At 59.7% G+C, this 19581-nt stretch carries 19 protein-coding genes; 6 read left to right on the top strand and 13 right to left on the bottom strand.

Annotated elements, in window-relative coordinates; genetic code table 11:
• Window positions 1-15 precede the first annotated feature (15 nt).
• The 5 genes from AC4CWF_RS22940 (at window position 16) to AC4CWF_RS22920 (ending at window position 4902) form a co-directional block, all read left to right on the top strand.
• The gene (locus tag AC4CWF_RS22940) at window positions 16-990 is read left to right on the top strand and encodes an isopenicillin N synthase family dioxygenase (protein ID WP_491285839.1); all 975 of its coding nucleotides are present in this window, start codon (window positions 16-18) and stop codon (window positions 988-990) included.
• A gap of 72 nt (window positions 991-1062) precedes the next feature.
• The gene (locus tag AC4CWF_RS22935; RefSeq protein ID WP_491285838.1) at window positions 1063-2100 is read left to right on the top strand and encodes an ABC transporter substrate-binding protein; all 1038 of its coding nucleotides are present in this window, start codon (window positions 1063-1065) and stop codon (window positions 2098-2100) included.
• Window positions 2101-2207: 107 nt separating this feature from the next.
• Entirely contained in the window at window positions 2208-3266 is a 1059-nt protein-coding gene (locus AC4CWF_RS22930) for an ABC transporter ATP-binding protein (RefSeq protein ID WP_491285837.1), read from the top strand.
• A complete protein-coding gene (locus tag AC4CWF_RS22925; RefSeq protein WP_491285836.1) occupies window positions 3263-4120 on the top strand; it encodes an ABC transporter permease in 858 nt (285 codons plus the stop codon). Before AC4CWF_RS22930 ends, AC4CWF_RS22925 begins: the two co-directional genes overlap by 4 nt.
• Window positions 4120-4902 (top strand): ABC transporter permease, encoded by a 783-nt coding sequence (locus AC4CWF_RS22920; protein WP_491285834.1) that lies wholly within the window; start codon window positions 4120-4122, stop codon window positions 4900-4902. The genes AC4CWF_RS22925 and AC4CWF_RS22920 overlap by 1 nt, the downstream gene beginning before the upstream one ends.
• 165 nt (window positions 4903-5067) lie before the next feature.
• Here the strand turns inward: AC4CWF_RS22920 and AC4CWF_RS22915 are convergent, their stop codons facing one another.
• The 12 genes from AC4CWF_RS22915 to AC4CWF_RS22860 all read right to left on the bottom strand — a co-directional run bounded on the left by AC4CWF_RS22915 (window position 5068) and on the right by AC4CWF_RS22860 (window position 17111).
• Complete coding sequence (locus AC4CWF_RS22915; RefSeq protein ID WP_491285831.1) at window positions 5068-6792, bottom strand: ABC transporter substrate-binding protein; 1725 nt, start codon at window positions 6790-6792, stop codon at window positions 5068-5070.
• Between the two features lie 85 nt (window positions 6793-6877).
• Window positions 6878-7159, bottom strand: a complete 282-nt coding sequence (locus AC4CWF_RS22910) for a DUF2160 domain-containing protein (protein WP_491287767.1) — start codon at window positions 7157-7159, stop codon at window positions 6878-6880.
• A 2-nt stretch (window positions 7160-7161) separates the two neighbouring features.
• Window positions 7162-7599 carry a hypothetical protein gene (locus AC4CWF_RS22905; protein WP_491285828.1) on the bottom strand — a complete coding sequence of 146 codons (438 nt, stop codon included), beginning with the start codon at window positions 7597-7599 and terminating at the stop codon, window positions 7162-7164.
• Window positions 7599-8417 (bottom strand): carbohydrate ABC transporter permease, encoded by an 819-nt coding sequence (locus AC4CWF_RS22900; RefSeq protein ID WP_491285826.1) that lies wholly within the window; start codon window positions 8415-8417, stop codon window positions 7599-7601. The genes AC4CWF_RS22905 and AC4CWF_RS22900 overlap by 1 nt, the downstream gene beginning before the upstream one ends.
• A gap of 9 nt (window positions 8418-8426) precedes the next feature.
• Complete coding sequence (locus tag AC4CWF_RS22895; RefSeq protein ID WP_491285824.1) at window positions 8427-9296, bottom strand: carbohydrate ABC transporter permease; 870 nt, start codon at window positions 9294-9296, stop codon at window positions 8427-8429.
• Window positions 9297-9299: 3 nt separating this feature from the next.
• On the bottom strand, window positions 9300-10370 hold the full coding sequence (locus tag AC4CWF_RS22890; protein ID WP_491285822.1) for an ABC transporter ATP-binding protein: 1071 nt from the start codon (window positions 10368-10370) through the stop codon (window positions 9300-9302).
• Between the two features lie 10 nt (window positions 10371-10380).
• Window positions 10381-11463: an ABC transporter ATP-binding protein gene (locus tag AC4CWF_RS22885; protein WP_491285820.1), complete on the bottom strand. Its 1083-nt coding sequence runs from the start codon at window positions 11461-11463 to the stop codon at window positions 10381-10383.
• Between the two features lie 660 nt (window positions 11464-12123).
• Window positions 12124-13539, bottom strand: coding sequence for a dihydropyrimidinase (gene hydA / locus AC4CWF_RS22880; RefSeq protein WP_491285817.1), 1416 nt, complete (start codon window positions 13537-13539; stop codon window positions 12124-12126).
• 27 nt (window positions 13540-13566) lie between these two features.
• Complete coding sequence (locus AC4CWF_RS22875; RefSeq protein ID WP_491285815.1) at window positions 13567-14832, bottom strand: cysteine desulfurase-like protein; 1266 nt, start codon at window positions 14830-14832, stop codon at window positions 13567-13569.
• Between the two features lie 33 nt (window positions 14833-14865).
• Entirely contained in the window at window positions 14866-15603 is a 738-nt protein-coding gene (locus tag AC4CWF_RS22870) for an amino acid ABC transporter ATP-binding protein (RefSeq protein ID WP_491285813.1), read from the bottom strand.
• Complete coding sequence (locus AC4CWF_RS22865) at window positions 15603-16274, bottom strand: amino acid ABC transporter permease (protein WP_491285811.1); 672 nt, start codon at window positions 16272-16274, stop codon at window positions 15603-15605. The genes AC4CWF_RS22870 and AC4CWF_RS22865 overlap by 1 nt, the downstream gene beginning before the upstream one ends.
• A gap of 66 nt (window positions 16275-16340) precedes the next feature.
• Window positions 16341-17111 (bottom strand): transporter substrate-binding domain-containing protein, encoded by a 771-nt coding sequence (locus AC4CWF_RS22860; RefSeq protein ID WP_491287766.1) that lies wholly within the window; start codon window positions 17109-17111, stop codon window positions 16341-16343.
• 181 nt (window positions 17112-17292) lie between these two features.
• Here AC4CWF_RS22860 and AC4CWF_RS22855 point away from each other — a divergent pair, with 181 nt between their 5' ends.
• Window positions 17293-17991, top strand: a complete 699-nt coding sequence (locus AC4CWF_RS22855) for a FadR/GntR family transcriptional regulator (RefSeq protein WP_491285809.1) — start codon at window positions 17293-17295, stop codon at window positions 17989-17991.
• A gap of 158 nt (window positions 17992-18149) precedes the next feature.
• Here AC4CWF_RS22855 and guaD read toward each other — a convergent pair whose 3' ends face one another.
• The gene (gene guaD, locus AC4CWF_RS22850) at window positions 18150-19514 is read right to left on the bottom strand and encodes a guanine deaminase (RefSeq protein ID WP_491285807.1); all 1365 of its coding nucleotides are present in this window, start codon (window positions 19512-19514) and stop codon (window positions 18150-18152) included.
• Window positions 19515-19581 lie beyond the last annotated feature (67 nt).

The raw sequence follows: 19581 nt of genomic DNA, 5'->3' as shown, positions 1-19581 counted from the left end.
GAACCGGAAAAGGGTATGACAATGCAGACGGCTTCAACCGCCACACCGCGCCTTAACAGCATCCCCGTGATCGATATTGCGCCTTTTATTGCAGGCACGGACGGCGGTGCAGCCGTTGTCGCGGCCATCGAGGCGGCTTGCCGCGAAACCGGCTTTTTCCTCGTCACCGGCCATGGTGTTTCCAAAGAGGCGACCTCCGATCTCTACAATCTGGCCCGCGCATTCTTTGATGAGCCGGCGGAGTGGAAAAAGCAGCAGGGGCGCGGCACGGCCCTTGAAGGGGGCGTATCGTTTTCGCCACTGGCCGACGAGGCGCTGAGTGCAACGCTCGGCATCAAGACGCCGGGCGACTACAAGGAAAGCCTTAATTTCGGCCATCGGCTTGGCGGCGACACATGGCCGTCAAAACCTGCCGGACTGGAAGCCGCCTTCCACGCCTATTTCGCCGAAATGGAAGCGCTGTCACGCCATTTGCGCCGGGCGTTCTGCCAAGCGATCGGCCTTGCGCCGGATTATTTCGAGCCGGCATTCGAGAACCATCTCTCGGCACTGCGGGTCATCAACTATCCCGAACAGAGCGAAAGCCCGCTGCCCGGTCAACTGCGCGCCGGCGTTCATACCGATTATGGTTTCATGACCATCCTGCGCTCGGAAGCGTCTCCCGGCGGACTTCAGGTGCGCAACCGCGCCGGGGACTGGCTGGACGCGCCCAATATCGAGGGCGCCTATGTCGTCAATATCGCCGATGCCTTCATGCGCTGGACGAATGACGAGTGGGTTTCGACACCCCATCGGGTGGCCAATCCGCCGGGCAAGTTCAAAGGCACGACACGACGCCAGTCGATCCCGTTCTTTCTCAATCCCTCGCGGGACACCGTTATCGAATGCCTGCCGCCGTTCGCGGCCAAGGCTGCGGCCCGTTACGAGCCGATCACCTATGGAGATTACATCGCCCTGAAGACCAGCCAGGCCTTCGGCAAGCCATCCTGACGACAGGAAACGAAAGATCGTCCGTCGCCCATTGCTCTCACCCATGACACCGCAACGATAAGGGGAACTGAAATGATGACCATGAACAGACGGCACCTTCTTGCCGGAATGGGCGGCTTTGCAGCTGCCGGAATGATCGGCATGCCCGCCCGCGCCGAGGGTAAGACACTCGTTGTGCCGACGCTTGGCGGCGCGTGGGAGCAGTTCTGGCGCACGACTTTGGCACCGGCCTTTACCGCCAAGAGCGGCGCAGCCGTGACGCTTGACGCTGGCAACGGCCGGGTGTGGAGCGCCAACCTGCGGGCCGCAGGCGTGAAGAACCCGCCTTATTCCATCCTGATGACCAACGAAGCCTTCGCCTCGAGTCTTCGCAAGGAAGGTTTTTTCGAGAAGCTCGATCTCACCAAGCTGTCGAACTACAATGACCTCTATCCGCTGGCCAAGAAGACCGATGGCTGGGGCGCGGTCGCCATGGTGTCGCCCATCGGGCTCGCCTACCGCACCGACATGGTGAAGACGCCACCGAAAAGCTGGAAGGATCTTTGGGACAATCCGGAATTCAAGGGACGCATCGGTCTTTACAACTTTGCCAACACGGCCGGCAAAATGGAACTGATGCTGGCCTCCAAGATTTTTGGCAAGGACCAGTACGATATCGACGCCGGCTTCAAGGCACTCGAAAAGCTCGGGCCCGTCATTCAGGCCGATTTCAATCTCTCGACCGGCATTGCTTCGGGTGAATTTGTCGTTGCTCCCTTCGATTTCGGCGAAGTGGCGCGTCTTCGCGCGCAAGGCCTGCCGATCGATGTCGTGGTGCCGGAAGAGGGTCTGATCATGTTCGACCAGACGCTCAACATTCTGGCCAACGGACCGGAAAAGGAACTGGCCTACGAATACGCCAACTTCCTGCTGTCTCCCGAGGGACAGCTGCCATTGATGAAGCAGTTCTTCGTCTCGCCCACCAATTCCAAGGTGATCGTGCCCGAGGACCTGAAGAAGGACGTGCCGATCTCGGGCGCCATGATGGACAAGGTCCTGACCTGGGACTGGAATTTCATGAACGAGAAACAGGCCGCCTTTGCCGAGACCTGGGCAAAGGTCATGCGCTGATTGCAGGGTTTCCTCCTCAATCACAGTGGCCGGGCCGCGTAGAGCGGCCCGGCATCCCGGCATAGGCGCGCGCAACACCATCGCGGGCAGAATTTGGAAGATCGATCATGACAGAGGTGAGCATTGAAGGGCTGACCAAGGACTATGGAAGCTCTCTGGCGGTGAACGGCATTTCCGTGAAGATTGCCGATGGCGAGTTCATTTCTCTGCTCGGCCCATCCGGTTGCGGCAAGACGACGACGCTGAAGATGATTGCCGGCTTCGAAGAGGCGACGGCCGGTGCCATCCGCTTTGACGGTCAGGATGTGGTCAACGTGCCCGCCGAAAAGCGCGACATCGGCATGGTGTTTCAGAACTATGCGCTGTTTCCCCACATGACGGTGGCGCAAAACCTGGCCTTCGGCCTTGAAATGCGACGCGTCTCCCGATCGGACATTGCCGCGCGCACGGCACGCGTCCTCGACATGGTACAGCTGTCTGGATACGCCGACCGCTATCCACGCCAGCTTTCCGGCGGACAACAGCAGCGTGTGGCGCTGGCCCGTGCTCTGGTGATCGAGCCCCGTATCCTGCTGCTCGACGAGCCGCTGGCCAATCTCGATGCCAAGCTGCGCGAGGAAATGCGGGTGTTCATTCGCGACCTGCAAAAGCGGGTCGGCATCACCACCGTCTACGTGACGCATGATCAGGCCGAGGCGATGACCATGTCCGACCGGGTGGTCGTGATGTTCGGCGGTCGCATCGCGCAGCATGGTTCACCCTCCGATATCTACGAGCGACCAGCCAGCCTTGAGGTCGCGCAGTTCGTGGGTCAGGTGAATATCCTGGAAGGCAAAGTGGTTTCACCGGCCGCCGGCGATCTGACCCTTGTCGATACGGTTCTCGGGCAGTTTCTGGTGCGCGGTGTCGCACCTGATGTCAACGGCACAGTCATACTGACACTGCGTCCCGAAGCCGTCGAGCTTGCAAGCGCCGATAACGGTGGCGCCCAGGCCACCATCTCCGCCAGCTATTACTCGGGAAGCCTTGTCGATTACCGCCTGACGCTGGACAATGGCCAGACGATCAATGTGCAGACCTTCCCGCGCAATCGCTGGGCTGCGGGAGATCGCGTCACCATCAAGGTGGACGGTGAACGCTTCTGGCCGCTCGGGGCGCCGTCATGAGTATCAGTTCCCGCTCCGCAAAGCCGTTCCTGCTGATTGCGCCGGCCGTGCTGCTGCTCGGCCTCTTCCTCGTCCTGCCCTATATCAATATCGGCATCATGAGCTTTCGCAATCCGGGCAATGGCTCTCCTTATACCCCCGGTTTTACCACCGGCAATTATCTCAGGCTGTTTTCCGACAGCTTTTATCTGGAGCAGATCGCCAATACGCTGATGATCGGCGCCATCACGACGTTTGCCTGCCTTATTCTGGGTTTTCCCGTCGCCTGGCAGCTCGCCAGAACCCAGATGCGGTTTCGTGGCCTCGCCTATGGGCTCGTGCTGTCGCCGCTCCTCGTCGGCATCGTCATCCGCAGTTATGGCTGGACGATCCTTCTCGGCAACAATGGCATGATCAACCGCACGCTGATCAACATGGGGCTGATCGATTATCCGTTGGGGCTGATGTATAATTCGCTGGGCATCGTCATAGCCCTCGTCCATGTCTTCCTGCCCTTCATGATCCTGCCGCTGATGAGCGCGCTTCAGGGGATCGACCCCTCCATCGAGGCCGCGGCACGCTCGCTTGGTGCCGGCAGGATCACGGCGTTCCGGCGCATCGTGCTGCCGTTGTCCATGCCGGGCATTCAGGCCGGATGTATCCTGGTCTTCGTGCTCTCGCTCAGTGCCTATGTGACACCCTCGCTGATTGGCGGCCTGCGGGTGAAGACAATGGCCGTCAGTGTGGTCGATGCCCTGATCGACACGTTCCAGTGGCCGTTCGGTTCGGCCATGGCGCTGATGCTTTCTTTGACGGGCGCGCTTGTCGTGTTGATCTTTGCCCGGCTCACCCGCATGAAATGGAAGGCGAACTGATGTCGAAACCCTTGCTGACGGGCTATTGCCTGGTCATTTACGCCTTTCTGCTCCTGCCAATCCTCGTGGTCGTCGGCGCGTCGTTTAATGCCGGTGCATTCCTGACATTTCCGCCGCAGGGTCTGTCCTTCCGATGGTATGTCGTGTTCTTCAACAACGACGTCTTCATGCGGGCGATCAGGACATCGCTCTGGGTGGCTGCGGTCTCGACGGTGATTTCGGGGATCATCGGCACAATGGCGGCGATGTTCTACATCCAGCATTCCGGTCGCTGGAAGGAAAGTGTGCGGCTTGCCATGCTGCTGCCGCTTCTGTTGCCGGAAGTGCTCACCGCCATATCGCTGCTGTTCTTCGTCTATTCGATTGGCATCGGCACGAAGACCATCGCCGCGATGATCATCGGCCATGTGCTGATCACGCTGCCCTTCGTGTTCATCAATGTCTCGGCTGCGATGGAATCTTATGATCCTGCCTGGAGCCTTGCGGCACGAAGCCTCGGGGCGGGTCCCTTCACCCGCTTTCGCCGCATCATGTTGCCCCTGATCAAGCCCGGCGTCATCGGCGGCTGCCTGTTTGCCTTCATCATTTCCTTCGATATCTTCACCATCTCCTTCATGCTGAAGAATATCGGAACGGCAACGCTGCCCATCCAGCTTTACGATTACCTGCGCACCAATTTCACTCCGGAGGCCGCAGCCGTCTCGACGGTTTCGATCGTGCTGACGCTGGCCGTGGTGATCATTTCGGAGAAAGTGCTCGGGTTGCGGATCCACCGGTTCTGATGGCAGCCGCCTCTCGGATTGTTATCGCCGATCACACACAGTCTCGCGCTTCAATGAATGGCTATTGACCTTCAATGATCTCTGCGCCAGCTACCCATATCCCACAAAAAAGGCCGGCGGATGATGAACATCCGCCGGCGCAATCGCTCACTTGGTCCGCCCGTATTACTTCTTCTGCCAGCTCTTCACCAGCTCGTCATAATTGACGGTGAGGGGCTTTTCCTTTTCGTTCGCAACCTTCAACTGCGGCGCAAGGTGGCCCTTGGCGACAGCATCCTTGTTCCAGTAGGCCAGATCATGCTCTTCGGCGAGCTTCGGGCCGATATCGCCCTGAACGCCGGCGCGCTCGAGGCGTTGCATGACCTTTTCCTGTTCTGAGCACAGCGAGTCCATGGCGGCCTGCGCGGTCTTTGCTCCGGAAGAGGCATCGCCGATCGCCTGCCACCACAACTGGGCAAGCTTTGGATAATCAGGCACATTGGTGCCGGTCGGCGACCATTGCACGCGGGCCGGCGAGCGGTAGAACTCGATGAGGCCGCCAAGCTTTGGCGCACGGTCGGTGAAGCTTTTGTGCTGGATGGTCGATTCCCGGATCAGCGTCAGGCCGACATGGCTCTTTTTCACGTCGACGGTCTTGGAGGTGACGAACTGGGCATAAAGCCACGCCGCCTTGGCGCGGTCATCGGGGGTGGATTTCAGCAGCGTCCAGGAGCCGACGTCCTGGTAACCCAGCTTCATGCCGTCCTTCCAGTAGACGCCGTGCGGGCTTGGCGCAAAACGCCATTTCGGCGTCCCGTCGGCGTTGACGACCGGCAGGCCATCCTTGACGAGATCGGCGGTAAAGGCGGTGTACATGAACATCTGCTGGGCGACTTCACCCTGTGATGGCACCGGCCCGGATTCCGAGAAGGTCATGCCTTGCGCGGACGGCGGTGCATAGGCCTTCAACCAATCGAGGTATTTCTGGATGGCGTAGACGGAGGCCGGCCCGTTGGTATCGCCGCCGCGCGCCACGCAGGAGCCGACCGGACGGGATTTTTCGTCCACCTTGATGCCCCATTCATCCACCGGCAGGCCGTTCGGCAGGCCCTTGTCGCCATTGCCGGCCATGGAAAGCCAGGCATCGGTAAAGCGCCAGCCGAGCGATGGGTCCTTCTTGCCATAGTCCATGTGGCCGAAGACCTTCTTGCCGTCCTGCTCGCGGCCGGTGAAGAATGCGGCAATGTCCTCGTAAGCCGACCAATTGACGGGAACGCCGAGATCGTAGCCGTACTTGGCCTTGAAATCGGCCTTGTTCTTGGCGTCGTTGAACCAGTCATAACGGAACCAGTAGAGGTTGGCGAACTGCTGGTCCGGCAACTGGTAGAGTTTGCCATCCGGCGCGGTGGTGAATTTCAGGCCGATGAAATCCTGCAGGTCGAGACCGGGATTGGTCACGGCCTTGCCTTCATTGGCCATCCAGTCGGTGAGCGAACGCGCCTGCTTGTAGCGCCAGTGGGTGCCGATGAGGTCGGAATCGTTGACATAGGCGTCATAGATGTTTTCGCCGGACTGCATCTGGGTCTGCAGCTTTTCGACCACATCGCCTTCGCCGATCAGGTCATGGGTGATCTTGATGCCGGTGATTGCCGTGAAAGCCGGCGCCAGCACCTTGGATTCGTATTCATGCGTGGTGATGGTCTCGGAAACAACCTTGATATCCATGCCGGCAAAGGGCTTTGCCGCATCGATGAACCATTGCATTTCCTTTTCCTGGTCGGCGCGTGTCAGCGCCGACATGTCCTTGATTTCCTTGTCCAGGAACTGCGTTGCCGCGTTCATGTCGGCAAAGGCCGTCCCGGTCATTGCCAGCAGCAGGGCTGCCGTTGTCGTCATCAGGTGCCGTCGCATAAGGTCTCCTCCCAACGTTGCGATTGCAGATAGTCGTTTAGAATTGCCTGCCGGTCCCACCCGGCAGGCCTTCTGGCCCTCCTGGCTAAACGAAGCGGAACACGCCGATCGCATAGACCACGGACAGGGCCAAAGCCCACCACAGACTGGGCCCTCCAAGACCCAGCCATGCGAGATGAATGAATGCGGAGCCCAGCAGCGACACGAACAGGCGGTCGCCGCGCGTCGTCTCGAACCTTAAAATGCCAACCCGCGGACCACCGCCCGGCGACAGGTATTCCCAGACGCCCATGGCCGCGATCAACATGAAGATGCCGATGAAGAACAGTGCCGTCGGCAGTGTCCAGGCCATCCAGGACAGATTGATCATTAATAACTAGCCCCCTGATGCTGATACTGAGGTGCGCCAAAGTCTCGTGCCACCGCTCCCAACGATAGACCTCCAAAGACGGCTACTGAAAAACAGATAACAACAATGAACGCTTGAGGCGCATCGATCTCTCTACGTTTCACCGCCGTGAAACAAAGGAAGCCGAATCCACCTAACAAAACAGGCAGAAGGTCTCCGATAACTGACTCACGGCTCAGAGAAGCCGAGTATCCGGAAACGACACCAACTAGCGCCAAGGTGAACGCAGCAAGTATCGTCTGTGGCCAAGATGGCACTCGCTTAACTGTTATCAATACTAAGGCGGCTACAAAGCCGATGCATATTGAAAGGCCAAGTATTAGCAATCCAAAAAACAATATATAGTTCATCGATAGATGAGCTATCTTCCAGAATATGCCCCAGGAAAAAACAGACATCACACCCTCCCCAGGGCAAAGCCCTTGGCGATGTAGTTTCGGACAAAATAGATGACGAGCGCGCCGGGAATGATGGTGAGCACGCCGGCCGCCGCCAGCACGCCCCAGTCCATGCCTGACGCTGAGACGGTTCGTGTCATGGTCGCTGCAATCGGCTTGGCATCTGTGGTCGTCAGCGTCCGGGCAATCAGAAGCTCGACCCAGGAAAACATGAAGCAGAAGAAGGCCGCGACACCGATGCCGGAGGCAATCAGCGGCATGAAGATCTTGACGAAGAATTTCGGGAAGGAATAACCGTCGATATAGGCGGTTTCGTCGATTTCCTTCGGCACGCCCGACATGAACCCTTCCAGGATCCACACCGCCAAGGGCACGTTGAACAGGCAGTGCGCGATGGCCACAGCAATATGGGTGTCGATGAGGCCGAAAGCCGAATAGAGCTGGAAGAAGGGCAGGGCAAACACGGCCGGCGGCGCCATGCGGTTGGTCAAGAGCCAGAAGAACAGGTGCTTGTCGCCGAGGAACCGATAGCGGGAAAAAGCGTAGGCGGCCGGAAGTGCTGCACTGACCGAAATCACCGTGTTCATCACCACATAGATGATGGAGTTGATGTAGCCGTTGTACCAGGAAGGATCGGTAAAGATCACCGTGTAGTTGCGCAGTGTCGGCTGCTGCGGCCAGAGCGAAAAGGCCCCGAGGATCTCGCTGTTCGTCTTGAAGCTCATATTCGCCAGCCAGTAGATCGGCAGGATGAGGAAGACGATGTAGATCGTCGGGACGAGGAAACCGAAGCGGCTGCGGGTGCTGATTTGGCTCATGTTTTCCCCTCACTTCTCTTCGGCATCGCTCTGCGTCATCACGGTATAAATGACCCATGACAGCAGAAGGATGATCAGGAAGTAGATGATCGACATGGCCGCCGCCGGCCCGAGATCGAATTGGCCAACCGCCATCTTGACAAGATCGATGGAGAGGAAGGTGGTGGAATTGCCCGGCCCGCCGCCCGTCACCACGAAAGGCTCGGTGTAGATCATGAAGCTGTCCATGAAGCGCAGGAGCACGGCAATCAGCAGCACCCGCTTCATCTTCGGCAGCTGGATATAGCGAAATACCGACCAGCGCGACGCGCCATCGATCTTGGCCGCCTGGTAATAGGCGTCCGGAATGGACACGAGACCGGCATAGCAGAGCAGCACGACAAGGCTCGTCCAGTGCCAGACGTCCATGACGATAACGGTTGCCCAGGCATCAACGGGGTCCTGCGTGTAATTATAGTCGATGCCGAGACTGTTCAGCGTATAACCGAGCAGCCCGATATCGACGCGGCCGAACACCTGCCAGATGGTGCCGACGACATTCCAAGGGATCAGCAGTGGCAGCGCCATCAGCACGAGGCAAACCGGCACGCCTGGCCCGGTCTTGGGCATGTTGAGCGCGATGAAAATGCCAAGCGGCACCTCGATTGCAAGAATGATGCCGGAGAAGACAAGATTGCGCGCCAGCGCATTCCAGAAGCGGTCTGAGGATAGCATCTGCACGAACCAGTCGGTGCCGGCCCAGAAGAACTGGTTGTTGCCGAACGTATCCTGCACCGAATAATTCACCACCGTCATGAGCGGAATGACGGCGGAAAACGCAACGAGCACCAAGACCGGCAGCACCATGAACCAGGCTTTGTTGTTCCACGTCTTGTTCATGTTTCAGCCCTCCATGCCGACGCGCCAGCTATCGGCATAGATGCCGATAGCAGACGGATCGAACGTGACGCGCGGATCAGCCGGGATTTCGTCGTCTTCCGAAAGAACGATGGAGAGCGGTTGCCCACAGAACCGCGCCCGCACGATCTTCTGGCGGCCGATATCCTCGACCTTGGCGATGTCGATCGCCATGCCTTCGCGCGATAACCGCACGAATTCCGGGCGGATGCCAAGCTCCACCTTGGCTCCGGCATCAAGCTTCGGTGCGCCGGACAGCGAAATCGTCTGATCGCCGATACGGGCAGATGCACCCTCCACCGCAACCGGCATGACATTCATGCCCGGTGAACCGATGAAATAACCCACGAAGGTGTGGCTCGGCCGTTCGAAAAGTTCGGCAGGCGTACCGATCTGGACGATCTGTCCGTCATGCATCACGACGACCTTGTCTGCAAAGGTCAGCGCCTCGGTCTGGTCATGCGTCACATACACCATGGTAAAACGCGAACTGCGGTGCAGCCGCTTCAGCTGCGAGCGCAGCTGCCATTTCATATGCGGGTCGATGACGGTGAGCGGCTCATCGAACAGGATCGCATTGACATCCGAGCGCACCAGCCCGCGGCCGAGCGAGATCTTCTGCTTTTGGTCGGCCGTCAGCCCCTGCGCGCGCCGGTTCGCCATGGAGGCGAGGTCCGTCATGTCAAGAATGTGCTCGACGCGTTTTTTCACCTCGGCCTCCGGCACATGCCGGTTGCGCAGCGGAAAGGCGAGATTGTCGAAGACGCTCATCGTGTCGTAGACAACAGGGAACTGGAAAACCTGAGCGATGTTGCGCGCCTCGGTCGAAAGGTTCGTCACGTCCTTGCCGTCAAACAGGATGCGGCCATCGGAGGGATGCAAGAGCCCCGAGATGATATTGAGCAGCGTGGTCTTGCCGCAGCCGGAGGGTCCGAGCAGCGCATAGGCGCCGCCATCATCCCACTCGTAATGTACTTGTTTCAGGGCATAATCGCCGGCTGCCTTGGCTTTTGCGTTATAGGCGTGGCGGATATGATCGAGGCTGATACGGGCCATGGTGTCCTCCTCACGCCGCCGTCTGATGCGGCGCGGCAAGCGTCGCACCGGTTGCCGGGTTAAATGCCATCAGATGGCGCGTATCCAGATGCACATCGATCATCTGGTCCGGATCGATATCGTGGATGCCGTGCGTCAGCATGACCCACCGTTCCCCGGCAAATTCCACATGGATGAAGCTTTCCGACCCGGCGATTTCCGACACCTGGGTGCGGACCGGCAGCGGGTGGGTGAACGGTCTGGCCTTCAGCATCAGGTGATGCGGCTGAAACGCCACCGTCACCGGGCCGGTCGGAATGGCTGCCAGATGCGGCGGTACGGGAAGGATCGGCTGGCCACCGTGCAGGAACTGTCCCGCCTCATGGACGAGATCGATGGTATTGAGCGGCGGGTCAGCAAAGGTGCGGGCGGTCAGAAGATCCGACGGCTCACGGTAGACACGGATGGTGTCGCCGAACTGGGTGACGCGGCCCTCGCTCAGTGTCGCCGTGCTGCCGCCGAGCAGCAGCGCCTCGGATGGTTCTGTAGTCGCGTAGACGAAGATCGCACCGGATGCCGCAAAGATCTTTGGCAGTTCCTCGCGCAATTCCTCGCGCAGTTTGTAATCGAGGTTGGCCAGCGGCTCATCAAGAAGCACGAGATTGGCGTTTTTGACGATGGCGCGGGCGAGCGCCGTGCGCTGCTGCTGGCCGCCGGAGAGGTTGAGCGGCGTGCGATCGAGATAAGGCGTCAGCCGCAGCAGATCGGCGGCCTTCTTCACCTCGCGGTCGATGGTGGCGGCATCCTTGCCGGCAATACGCATGGGCGATGCGATGTTTTCATAAACCGTCAGCGCCGGATAGTTGATGAACTGCTGGTAGACCATGGCGACGTTGCGCATTTGCACCGGCATGCCGGTGACATCCGTGCCATCAAAGAGGATCTGCCCCTCCGTCGGTCGATCAAGCCCGGCCATCAGGCGCATCAGCGAGGTCTTGCCCGACAGCGTCGGACCAAGCAGGACGTTCAGCGTTCCCCGCTTGAGTGCAAGGGTAGTCGGGAAAATATGATAGTCGCGGCCCACCACCTTCGACACATTATGCAATTCCAGCATGCCTTGGGCCTCCCAACCCTAAGCTGTCGATGACCGGTTGCCTTCAGCCCCTCCAAGGCTTGAAAGCTCACCCATCACGCCGCCATCAAGCGGCAGGACAGAGCACCGGCATCAAAACTTCCAGACCTGCGGCCACATTGGTCGACAGGAAAAAACCTGTCTGATGCGCCGCCCTGTCCCATTTGTGAGCATATGCGAAACTGATGCACTGTAGAGCGAAAATAAAATGAATGTCAAACGAATGCTATTCGTCAACAGGACAACGTGCGACGGGGCCCGTTTCGATGGCAGCCACATCTTGCGTGGCGCACACCATATTGACGCTTCGAAGCGGACAATGACCACAGATGATGGTGTGAACCGGCAAAATATGGCCGATGCGCAGCGCGTGAATTTCAAAGCATCAGAGACAGTCGCCTGTGCCACCTTCCCCTCGCAAAGCTGCGCTCCAGGACTTGCGGTGGGCTGCGGCGTCACGGCCACAAGTTCATCGGTGGCACCCGTCCCTACGCCTTGGCAAACACTTCGATCTTCACCTGGCGTGCAGACACAGTATAACCCAGCTTTCGATTTTTCTTCATCTTAGAGAAAACGAAAGGGCTGCGATAGATGTGGGCGCGGCTGTGGCGTACTGACAGTGCCAGCGCGGGAGGCCTGCCCTTACAGGCCTCCCGCCCGCAGCAGCGATGATTTCTGCCGTGCCTGATAGTGCCCGGCTGGTCTCCGGTCTGTCAGGGCATCATCGGAGGCGATCGTCTTTCCGCGCAACAGCACGCGCACCGGCCAGCCGTTCACATCGAGCCCCTCATAGGGCGTGTAATCAGCGCCATGCTGAAGCATGTCATTGGTGAGCGTCACCTGCCTTGTCGGATCCCACAGCGCGATATCGGCATCGGCACCGATCGCGATCGTACCCTTTTGCGGATAAAGCCCGTAGAGCTTGGCATGGTTGGTGGAGGTCACCGCAACAAACCGGTTGATATCGATGCGGCCCTTCATCACGCCTTCGGAAAACAGGATGGGCAGGCGTGTGCCGACGCCTGGAATGCCGTTCGGGATCCAGCGGAAATGTCGTTTACCCCTCTCGTTCAGCTTGCCCTCCGGATCGTCGAAGCGGAAGGGGCAGTGATCGGAGGAGAAGAGGTCGAAGACGCCCTGCTCGATACCTTCCCAGCAGGCATCCTGACTTTGTCTGTCGCGTGGCGGTGGCGAGCAGACGAATTTGGCGCCCTCCAGACCTTCAAGATCCAGATCATCCGCCGTCAGCATCAGGTATTGCGGGCAGGTTTCGCCAGCGATTTTCTGGCCGCGCTGACGAGCCCGGCGGATTTCCTCCATCGCCTCGCGGTTGGAGACATGCACGATGACGATAGGCACGTCGACAATCTCGGCAAGCGACAGCGCCCGGTGGGTGGCTTCCCGCTCGGCCGCAATCGGCCGGGTCGTGGCATGATATTTCGGCGCGTATTTCGCGTCTTCCTCGTGCCGGCCGATGAGGTAGCGGATGGCATCCTCGTTTTCGCAGTGGACCATGACCAGCGCGCCGGTGCGCCGGGCAGCATCGAGCGTTGCAAGGATCTCGTCATCGCGCAGGCGAAGCCCTTCGTAGGTCATGAACACCTTGAGCGAGGTATAGCCATCCTCCACCAGCGCCGGCAGCTCCTGGCCCAGCACCTCCGGCGTCGGATCGGTCACCACCAGGTGGAACGCGACATCCACATGGCATTTTCCGTCGGCCTTTGCGTGGTAGACCTTCAGCGCCTCGCGCAGGGTCTGGCCCTTCTCCTGCATGCAGAAAGCGAGCACCGTGGTATTGCCACCGATGGCGGCCGAGCGCGTGCCGCTGTCGAAGTCATCCGCCATGACGATGCCGTCGCCGGAGGGCTGGTCGAGATGCACATGGCTGTCGATGCCCCCCGGCAGGACAAAAAGACCGGTCGCATCGATCACCTCGTCAGCATCCGTCAGGTCCGCCGCAAGCGCCGCGATGCGGCCATCCCTGATGCCGACATCGCATTTGAACGTGTCGCTGGCGGTTACCACCGTTCCATGCCGGATGATCGTGTCGAAGCGCATGTGTCTTTTCCTGCCTGTTGTCTTTGCTCAGCTTGCCTTGGCAAGACCGGTCCCGGTCGAAAGGATCTTTTCCAGTGCGGCGATGAAGCGATCGACCTCCTCGACGGTGTTGTAATGCACCATCGAAACCCGGAGCATGCCGCCATGATCGGTCAGGTCAAGATATTCCGCCAGCCGGCGCGAATGGAAATCGCCGAACCGCATGGCGATCTTCTCGCCGTCCATGGCCTTGCAGAGCGTTGCGGCATCGCGGCCATCAAAACGGAAGGCAATCGTCGGCACGCGGCTTGAGGCCTGATTGACCGTTTGACCGATGATGCGGCAATCGTTGCGAGAGCGCAGAAAGGCCAGAAGCCGCTCGGTCAGCCGGTTTTCCTGCTCGGTGATCGCGCCAAAACCCGCGACGATTTTTTCGCGAACCGTGCCGGTTTCCCCGGCCTGTTCACCGAGGCTTACGAGATAATCGACAATGCCGCAGGTGGAATAGGCAAGCTCATAATTCGGGTTGCCCGGCTCCAGCTTGCCCGGCACTTTGTCCTTGCCGTAAAAGTAGTGGTAGAGCGTATCCAGCTCCAGCAGCAGGTCGTATTTGCCGTACATCAGCGCGTAATGCGGGCCATAGGTCTTGTAGAGGCTGAAGACGTAATAATCGACGTCAAGCGCCTGCACATCGACCGCCCGGTGCGGGGCATAGGCCACCGCATCCACGCAGATCTTTGCGCCACGGGCATGGACGAAATCGGCGATCTCGCGGATCGGATTGATCGAGCCCAGGATATTGGAGCAATGGGTGACACAGACGAGCTTCGTGCGTTCGCTGATCAGCGGCGCCAGATCCTTGAGGTCAAGCGTCAACGTGTCCTTGTTCAGCGGCCAGATCTTCAGGACGATGCCACGCTCCTGCAACCGGTCCCAGGGGCCAATATTGGATTCGTGATCGGCAATGGTGATGATGATTTCGTCGCCGGCCGAGAGCTGGCTTTGCATGGCGCGCGCAAGGTTCTGCAACAGCGCGGTGGTGGAGTTGCCAAAGACGATCTCTTCCGGTCGACCCGCATTGACCAGATGCATGGCAGCGGTGCGCGCTTCCAGAAGCGCTGATGCAGCTGCCTGCGACACCTCGTAGGAGCCGCCGATCTGGACGTTCTTTTCGATGAGGAAGGTGTTGATGCGCTCAACGGCGCCTTTGAGGATCTGCGATCCGCCGGCATTGTCGAAAAAGGTCCAGCCGCGGGCAAGGCCGGGGAACTGGCTGCGCACGAAGTCGAGATCAAGCGTTTTGGTGTCGGTCATCCTGGATGTCCTCCTTTATGCTTTTGTTGTTGTTCAGTGGTTGAGGACGGCGCGCAGGAAGCCACGGGTGCGCTCCTCGCGCGGCGCATCGAACAGCGCCTGCGGCGTGCCTGTCTCCACCAGCTTTCCGCCGTCCATGAAGATGACGCGATCGGCGACCTGTCGGGCAAAGCCCATCTCGTGCGTCACCACCACCATGGTCACGCCGGTGCCGGCAAGCTTGCGCATCACGTCGAGCACCTCGCCGACCATTTCCGGATCAAGCGCCGAGGTTGGCTCGTCAAACAGCAGAACCTTCGGCTGCATGGCAAGCGCACGGGCAATGGCGACACGCTGCTGCTGGCCACCGGAAAGCTGGCCGGGATATTTTTCCGCCTGCTCGGAAATGCCCACACGGGCCAGAAGCTCGCGTGCCAGTCGCTCGGCGTCTGCTTCCGGCGTCCGGCGCACCCGCATCGGAGCCAGCATGACGTTTTTAAGCACCGTCATGTGCGGGAAGAGATTGAACGACTGGAACACCATGCCGACCTCCGCCCGCACCTTGGCAAGCGCCGGCCCGGGCTCCACCCGGATGCCGTCGACACGGATCGTGCTGTCTTCGGAAAAGGCTTCCAGATGGTTGATGCAGCGGATGAGAGTCGACTTGCCGGACCCGGACGGGCCGATGACACAGACGACCTCGCCTTCGGCAATGTCGAGGTCGATGCCGTGCAGCACCGTGAACGTGCCATAAGCCTTGGTGAGATTGCGGATGGAGATGATGTCAGGCATCAGCGTTTCCCCCGGCTGAAATGTTTCTCAAGACGGGCAACGACGGCCACCATCGGCCAGAGCAGGGCGATGTAGATGAGGGCAGCGCCAATCAATGGCGTCGGATTGGCAGAAAGGGCCTGCGCCTGCGTTGCCTGCTTCAGAAGGTCCGGCATGGCAACGACGGAGGCGAGTGCGGTATCCTTCATCACATTGATGCAGTTGTTGGTAAGCGGCGGAATGACGATGCGGATCGCCTGCGGCAGGATCACGTCGACCATCGTGTGGCGGTTGGAAAGCCCGAGTGCTGCCGAGGCCTCGAACTGGCCATGCGGGATCGCCTCGATGCCGGCCCGGAAGATTTCTGCCGTATAGGCCGCCGACACCAGCGACAGGGCCGTGACAGCCGAGAAAAAGGGCGACAGGCGGATGCCGACGAAGGGCAGTGCGTAATAGACGATGATCAGCAGCACCAGCAGTGGAATGGAGCGGAAGATGTCGATGTAGATGCGGATCAGCACCTTGGCGAACTGCGGCGCATAAAGCCGGGCCACCGCCAGGAAAAGGCCGCCGATAAGGCCGCAGACGATGCTGGTCACGCCGATCTGCAGCGTTACCACAAGGCCCCACATCAGTTGCGGCAGGCTGTCGATGAGGACGCGCAGATTGAAGAAAGTATTGATGAGGTTCATGCCGGACCGGCTCCCTTGGCAGCCCGGCGAGAGGCGTGATGCATCCCGCCGGGGCAGTTCAAGCCGTTACTTGGCCTTGGGCATGTCGAGGACGGCAACCGTGGAGGTCGTGTCTTCGGCCTTGGCGCCAAACCAGGTCTGGTGCAGCTTTGCGATGAAACCTTCCTTCTTCAGTGTGGTGATGACGTCGTTCACCTGCGCTGCCAGCGGATCGCCCTTGTTGAACATGATCGAATATTTCTCACCCGTCGGGATGCGTTCCACCACCTTCAGTTCCGGCTTGTCCTTGACATAGTAGAGAAGGGCCGGAATGTCGGAGATATAGCCGTCGACGCGGCCGGCCACGAGATCGAGCATGGCGGGCTGCAGGCCCTCGAACTTGCGGATTTCTCCCAGCTTGTAGTCGCCCTTGTGCGCGTCGGCCCACATGTCGCCGGTCGAGCCGGTGTCGACACCGACCACCTTGCCGCCCATATCTTTCAAGCCCTTGATACCGGATGCGGCCGTCACGGTCAGCGACTGGTCACTATCGTAATAAGGCTGCGCAAAGGAAACCGATTCCAGGCGCTTCTGGGTAATGGTGATGGAAGACACCGCCATGTTGATGCGGCCGGATTGCACCGCCGGAAACAGGCCTGCAAACGGCGTGTTGACGAACTCGACAGTCTTGCCGAGGCGCTTTGCAATTTCGCTGACGAGATCGACCTCGAAGCCGACGGTCTTGCCGCTGGCATCCTGGAACTCCCAGGGCACATTGCCGATATTGGCGCCCACAGTGAGATCGGCGGCCTCAGTCGCGCCAAGGCTTGCAATGGCCAGAAGGCCGCCGAGCATCATCGTCTTGATCCGGTTTCTGCCTGTCATGATGGTTCCCCTTGTTTTTTGGACATGACTTGAACTAGATTGGTCTAACTGGTCAGACCAGTAAGGCCAAAGAAGCATGATGCTTTCCGCTTTGCAAGACGGCCGCTAAAAAAATAGATTGCTGGCTGGCGCCACAGGGCGGAATAGGGATCGCATGTTCAACAAGACACTTCTTCCGCAATCGGTCGCCCGGGAGATCCAGGCGATGATCCAGTCCGGTGCGCTGAAGGCGGGCGAGAAAATTCCCTCGCAGCGGATGTTTTCGCAAAAGTTCGGCATCAGCCGGGCCTCGCTTCGCGAAGCCTTGCTGACCCTTGAAACGCTTGGCCTCTTGAAGACCGAAGCAGGGCGCGGAACCTTCGTGACGCAACCGTCGCAAGCCGCCGCCGGGCAGCCCGGCCACATGGCGCCCTGGCGTTATTCGGACAGCTACTCGGTGTTTGATGTCTTCCAGACGCGCATCCTGCTGGAAGGCGAGATCGCGCGGCTCTCCGCCGGCCGCCTCACGCAAATGCAGCTGGAAAAGATGGAGAAGGCAACACACACGATGGAGACATGCTGGGCAAGCCAGGACCTCTTGGCCAATGTCGAGGCGGATCTGGAGTTCCACGGCACCATTGTCTCCGCCTGCGCCAACTCCATGCTGAAGGCTCTCTATCAGACGGTTCGCGAACAATTGACGGAAACGCAGGCCCAACCCATCCCGATCACCGATCCGGAACGCATGCGTCAGTCGATTGCCGAACACCGGCGGATCATCGTCGCCCTGAAGGCCAATGACGGCGCGCAGGCCAAGCGCGAGATGGAAGGCCATATCCGCAACACGGCCCGCTGCGCCGGGCTTGAGCCCTGATTGTCGTTTGACGACCTGCTGGCGACAAATCTCGATGCAGCATGCGCCGGGGCCCGGCGACGCTTCGGCCGGCGCCGGCCGGTTGCTCCACCTTTTCCTTGATCAGGCGTCGAATGCGCGACAACGCCATTTCGCTCAAAACGGCTACGGGACGCGGCTTATGCCACCTTGCGGCCATCCACGTAAACAGCGGCGATATTGGCGCGGGAGGCTGTGAAGATGATTTTCTGCAAGGCCGTTTCGCTGCCTTCGTCGCCGTCGAACAGGCGCAACGTGCCGCCATCCGCCTGCGGATCGATGGTGATGGCATCGAAACGATAGCCCGGCGTGAACTGGCCGACCGGCAGATCCAGCGCCTTGCCGCCGCCAGCCGTTGCCACGTGGAAAGCATGGCGAAAATCGATGCGGGTTTTTGCCCCGCTTGCCCGCAGATGGGGTGGAAGATTGCCATCAACACCGCTTTCCAGCATCCGCGAGACAAGAATGGCCGCCCGCATGTTTTCCAGAAGCGAGGCGCTTGGGCCCCCGGACACATCGCTGCCAAGCCCGACATGCAAGCCTTTTTCAAGCGCTGCCCGCAGCGGAAATACCGCACCGGCAAAATAGGCGTTGGAGAGCGGACAATGGGCGACGGCTGCCTGGCGCACCTTGATCTGCTCCATGTCATCAGGCGTCAAAAGGTTTGAATGGGCCAGCATGCTGCGCCGGCCCAGAAGTCCGAAACGATCGAGGCTCATCGTATCGGTCATGCCGTGGCGGGACAGCACATAACCATGCTCCCAGTCACTTTCCGAGCAATGGGTCTGCACATGGCAGCCGCAGTCGCTTGCAAGCTCACCCAGACCTTGAAGCGTTGCATCCGTGCAGGCCGGTATGAAACGCGGTGTCACCACCGGCAAAACGGTGCCGGCGGTATTGTCCGGATGCGCGCGAACATAATCGATCAGCGCCTTCGTACCCTTGATCGCCGCATCGGGCGAAGCATCGCGGTAATAGTCCGGGCATTCGTCCGGGTTGTCCATCGCGACCTTGCCGATCAGGGCGCGCTGGCCCTTCTCCAGGCAGATATCGACCAGCAGCCGCGTCGCATCCTGATGGATGGTGGCGAAATAAAGCGCCGTCGTTGTGCCGTTTGCCAGGAGATCCTCGACCAGCAGGCGATAGGCGCGTCGCGCAAAGGCAAGATCGGTATAACGAGCCTCGAGCGGAAAGGTGTAGGTGTGCAGCCAGGTTTCGAGCGGCACGTCGAGTGCCGTGCCTAGCTGCGGATATTGTGGCGCATGCACATGGCAATCGACAAAGCCCGGCAGCAGACTATGTCCCGCCGGCAGCCGGCACAGGCGTTCCTGCCGCTCGGCATCGGATTTTTGCAGCCCATAGGCCTCATCACCCGGATGAAGAACAGACTGGATGATGCCCTCGCCATCGAGCACAATGAGGCTGTCCCTCAAAACCTCGATCTCGCCCGGCACCGGCGCGTGAAAACCGCTCGCCAGCAGCACCTTGTTCCTCAGATCGCGCATGCCGATCTTCCCGTCAAATCCGCGATCCTCAGAACGGAAGCGCTGGCGCAATCATCGTGGAGAAACA

Source organism: Neorhizobium sp. PAMB6630 (genome assembly GCF_058242775.1).
The sequence above is the reverse complement of the archived record's forward strand: the minus strand, read 5'-3'. Positions and strand labels throughout refer to the sequence as shown.

Excerpts from the sequence above, each read along its gene's own strand:
- hydA (WP_491285817.1), bottom strand. The coding sequence starts at position 13,539 with ATGCGCTTCGACACGATCATCCGGCATGGAACGGTGGTAACCGCCAGC.
- AC4CWF_RS22905 (WP_491285828.1), bottom strand. The coding sequence starts at position 7,599 with ATGTCTGTTTTTTCCTGGGGCATATTCTGGAAGATAGCTCATCTATCG.
- AC4CWF_RS22900 (WP_491285826.1), bottom strand. The coding sequence starts at position 8,417 with ATGAGCCAAATCAGCACCCGCAGCCGCTTCGGTTTCCTCGTCCCGACG.
- AC4CWF_RS22875 (WP_491285815.1), bottom strand. The coding sequence starts at position 14,832 with ATGACCGACACCAAAACGCTTGATCTCGACTTCGTGCGCAGCCAGTTC.
- AC4CWF_RS22855 (WP_491285809.1), top strand. The coding sequence starts at position 17,293 with ATGTTCAACAAGACACTTCTTCCGCAATCGGTCGCCCGGGAGATCCAG.
- AC4CWF_RS22930 (WP_491285837.1), top strand. The coding sequence starts at position 2,208 with ATGACAGAGGTGAGCATTGAAGGGCTGACCAAGGACTATGGAAGCTCT.
- AC4CWF_RS22885 (WP_491285820.1), bottom strand. The coding sequence starts at position 11,463 with ATGCTGGAATTGCATAATGTGTCGAAGGTGGTGGGCCGCGACTATCAT.
- AC4CWF_RS22915 (WP_491285831.1), bottom strand. The coding sequence starts at position 6,792 with ATGCGACGGCACCTGATGACGACAACGGCAGCCCTGCTGCTGGCAATG.
- AC4CWF_RS22895 (WP_491285824.1), bottom strand. The coding sequence starts at position 9,296 with ATGAACAAGACGTGGAACAACAAAGCCTGGTTCATGGTGCTGCCGGTC.
- AC4CWF_RS22925 (WP_491285836.1), top strand. The coding sequence starts at position 3,263 with ATGAGTATCAGTTCCCGCTCCGCAAAGCCGTTCCTGCTGATTGCGCCG.
- AC4CWF_RS22870 (WP_491285813.1), bottom strand. The coding sequence starts at position 15,603 with ATGCCTGACATCATCTCCATCCGCAATCTCACCAAGGCTTATGGCACG.
- AC4CWF_RS22865 (WP_491285811.1), bottom strand. The coding sequence starts at position 16,274 with ATGAACCTCATCAATACTTTCTTCAATCTGCGCGTCCTCATCGACAGC.
- guaD (WP_491285807.1), bottom strand. The coding sequence starts at position 19,514 with ATGCGCGATCTGAGGAACAAGGTGCTGCTGGCGAGCGGTTTTCACGCG.
- AC4CWF_RS22920 (WP_491285834.1), top strand. The coding sequence starts at position 4,120 with ATGTCGAAACCCTTGCTGACGGGCTATTGCCTGGTCATTTACGCCTTT.
- AC4CWF_RS22935 (WP_491285838.1), top strand. The coding sequence starts at position 1,063 with ATGATGACCATGAACAGACGGCACCTTCTTGCCGGAATGGGCGGCTTT.
- AC4CWF_RS22890 (WP_491285822.1), bottom strand. The coding sequence starts at position 10,370 with ATGGCCCGTATCAGCCTCGATCATATCCGCCACGCCTATAACGCAAAA.
- AC4CWF_RS22940 (WP_491285839.1), top strand. The coding sequence starts at position 16 with ATGACAATGCAGACGGCTTCAACCGCCACACCGCGCCTTAACAGCATC.
- AC4CWF_RS22860 (WP_491287766.1), bottom strand. The coding sequence starts at position 17,111 with ATGATGCTCGGCGGCCTTCTGGCCATTGCAAGCCTTGGCGCGACTGAG.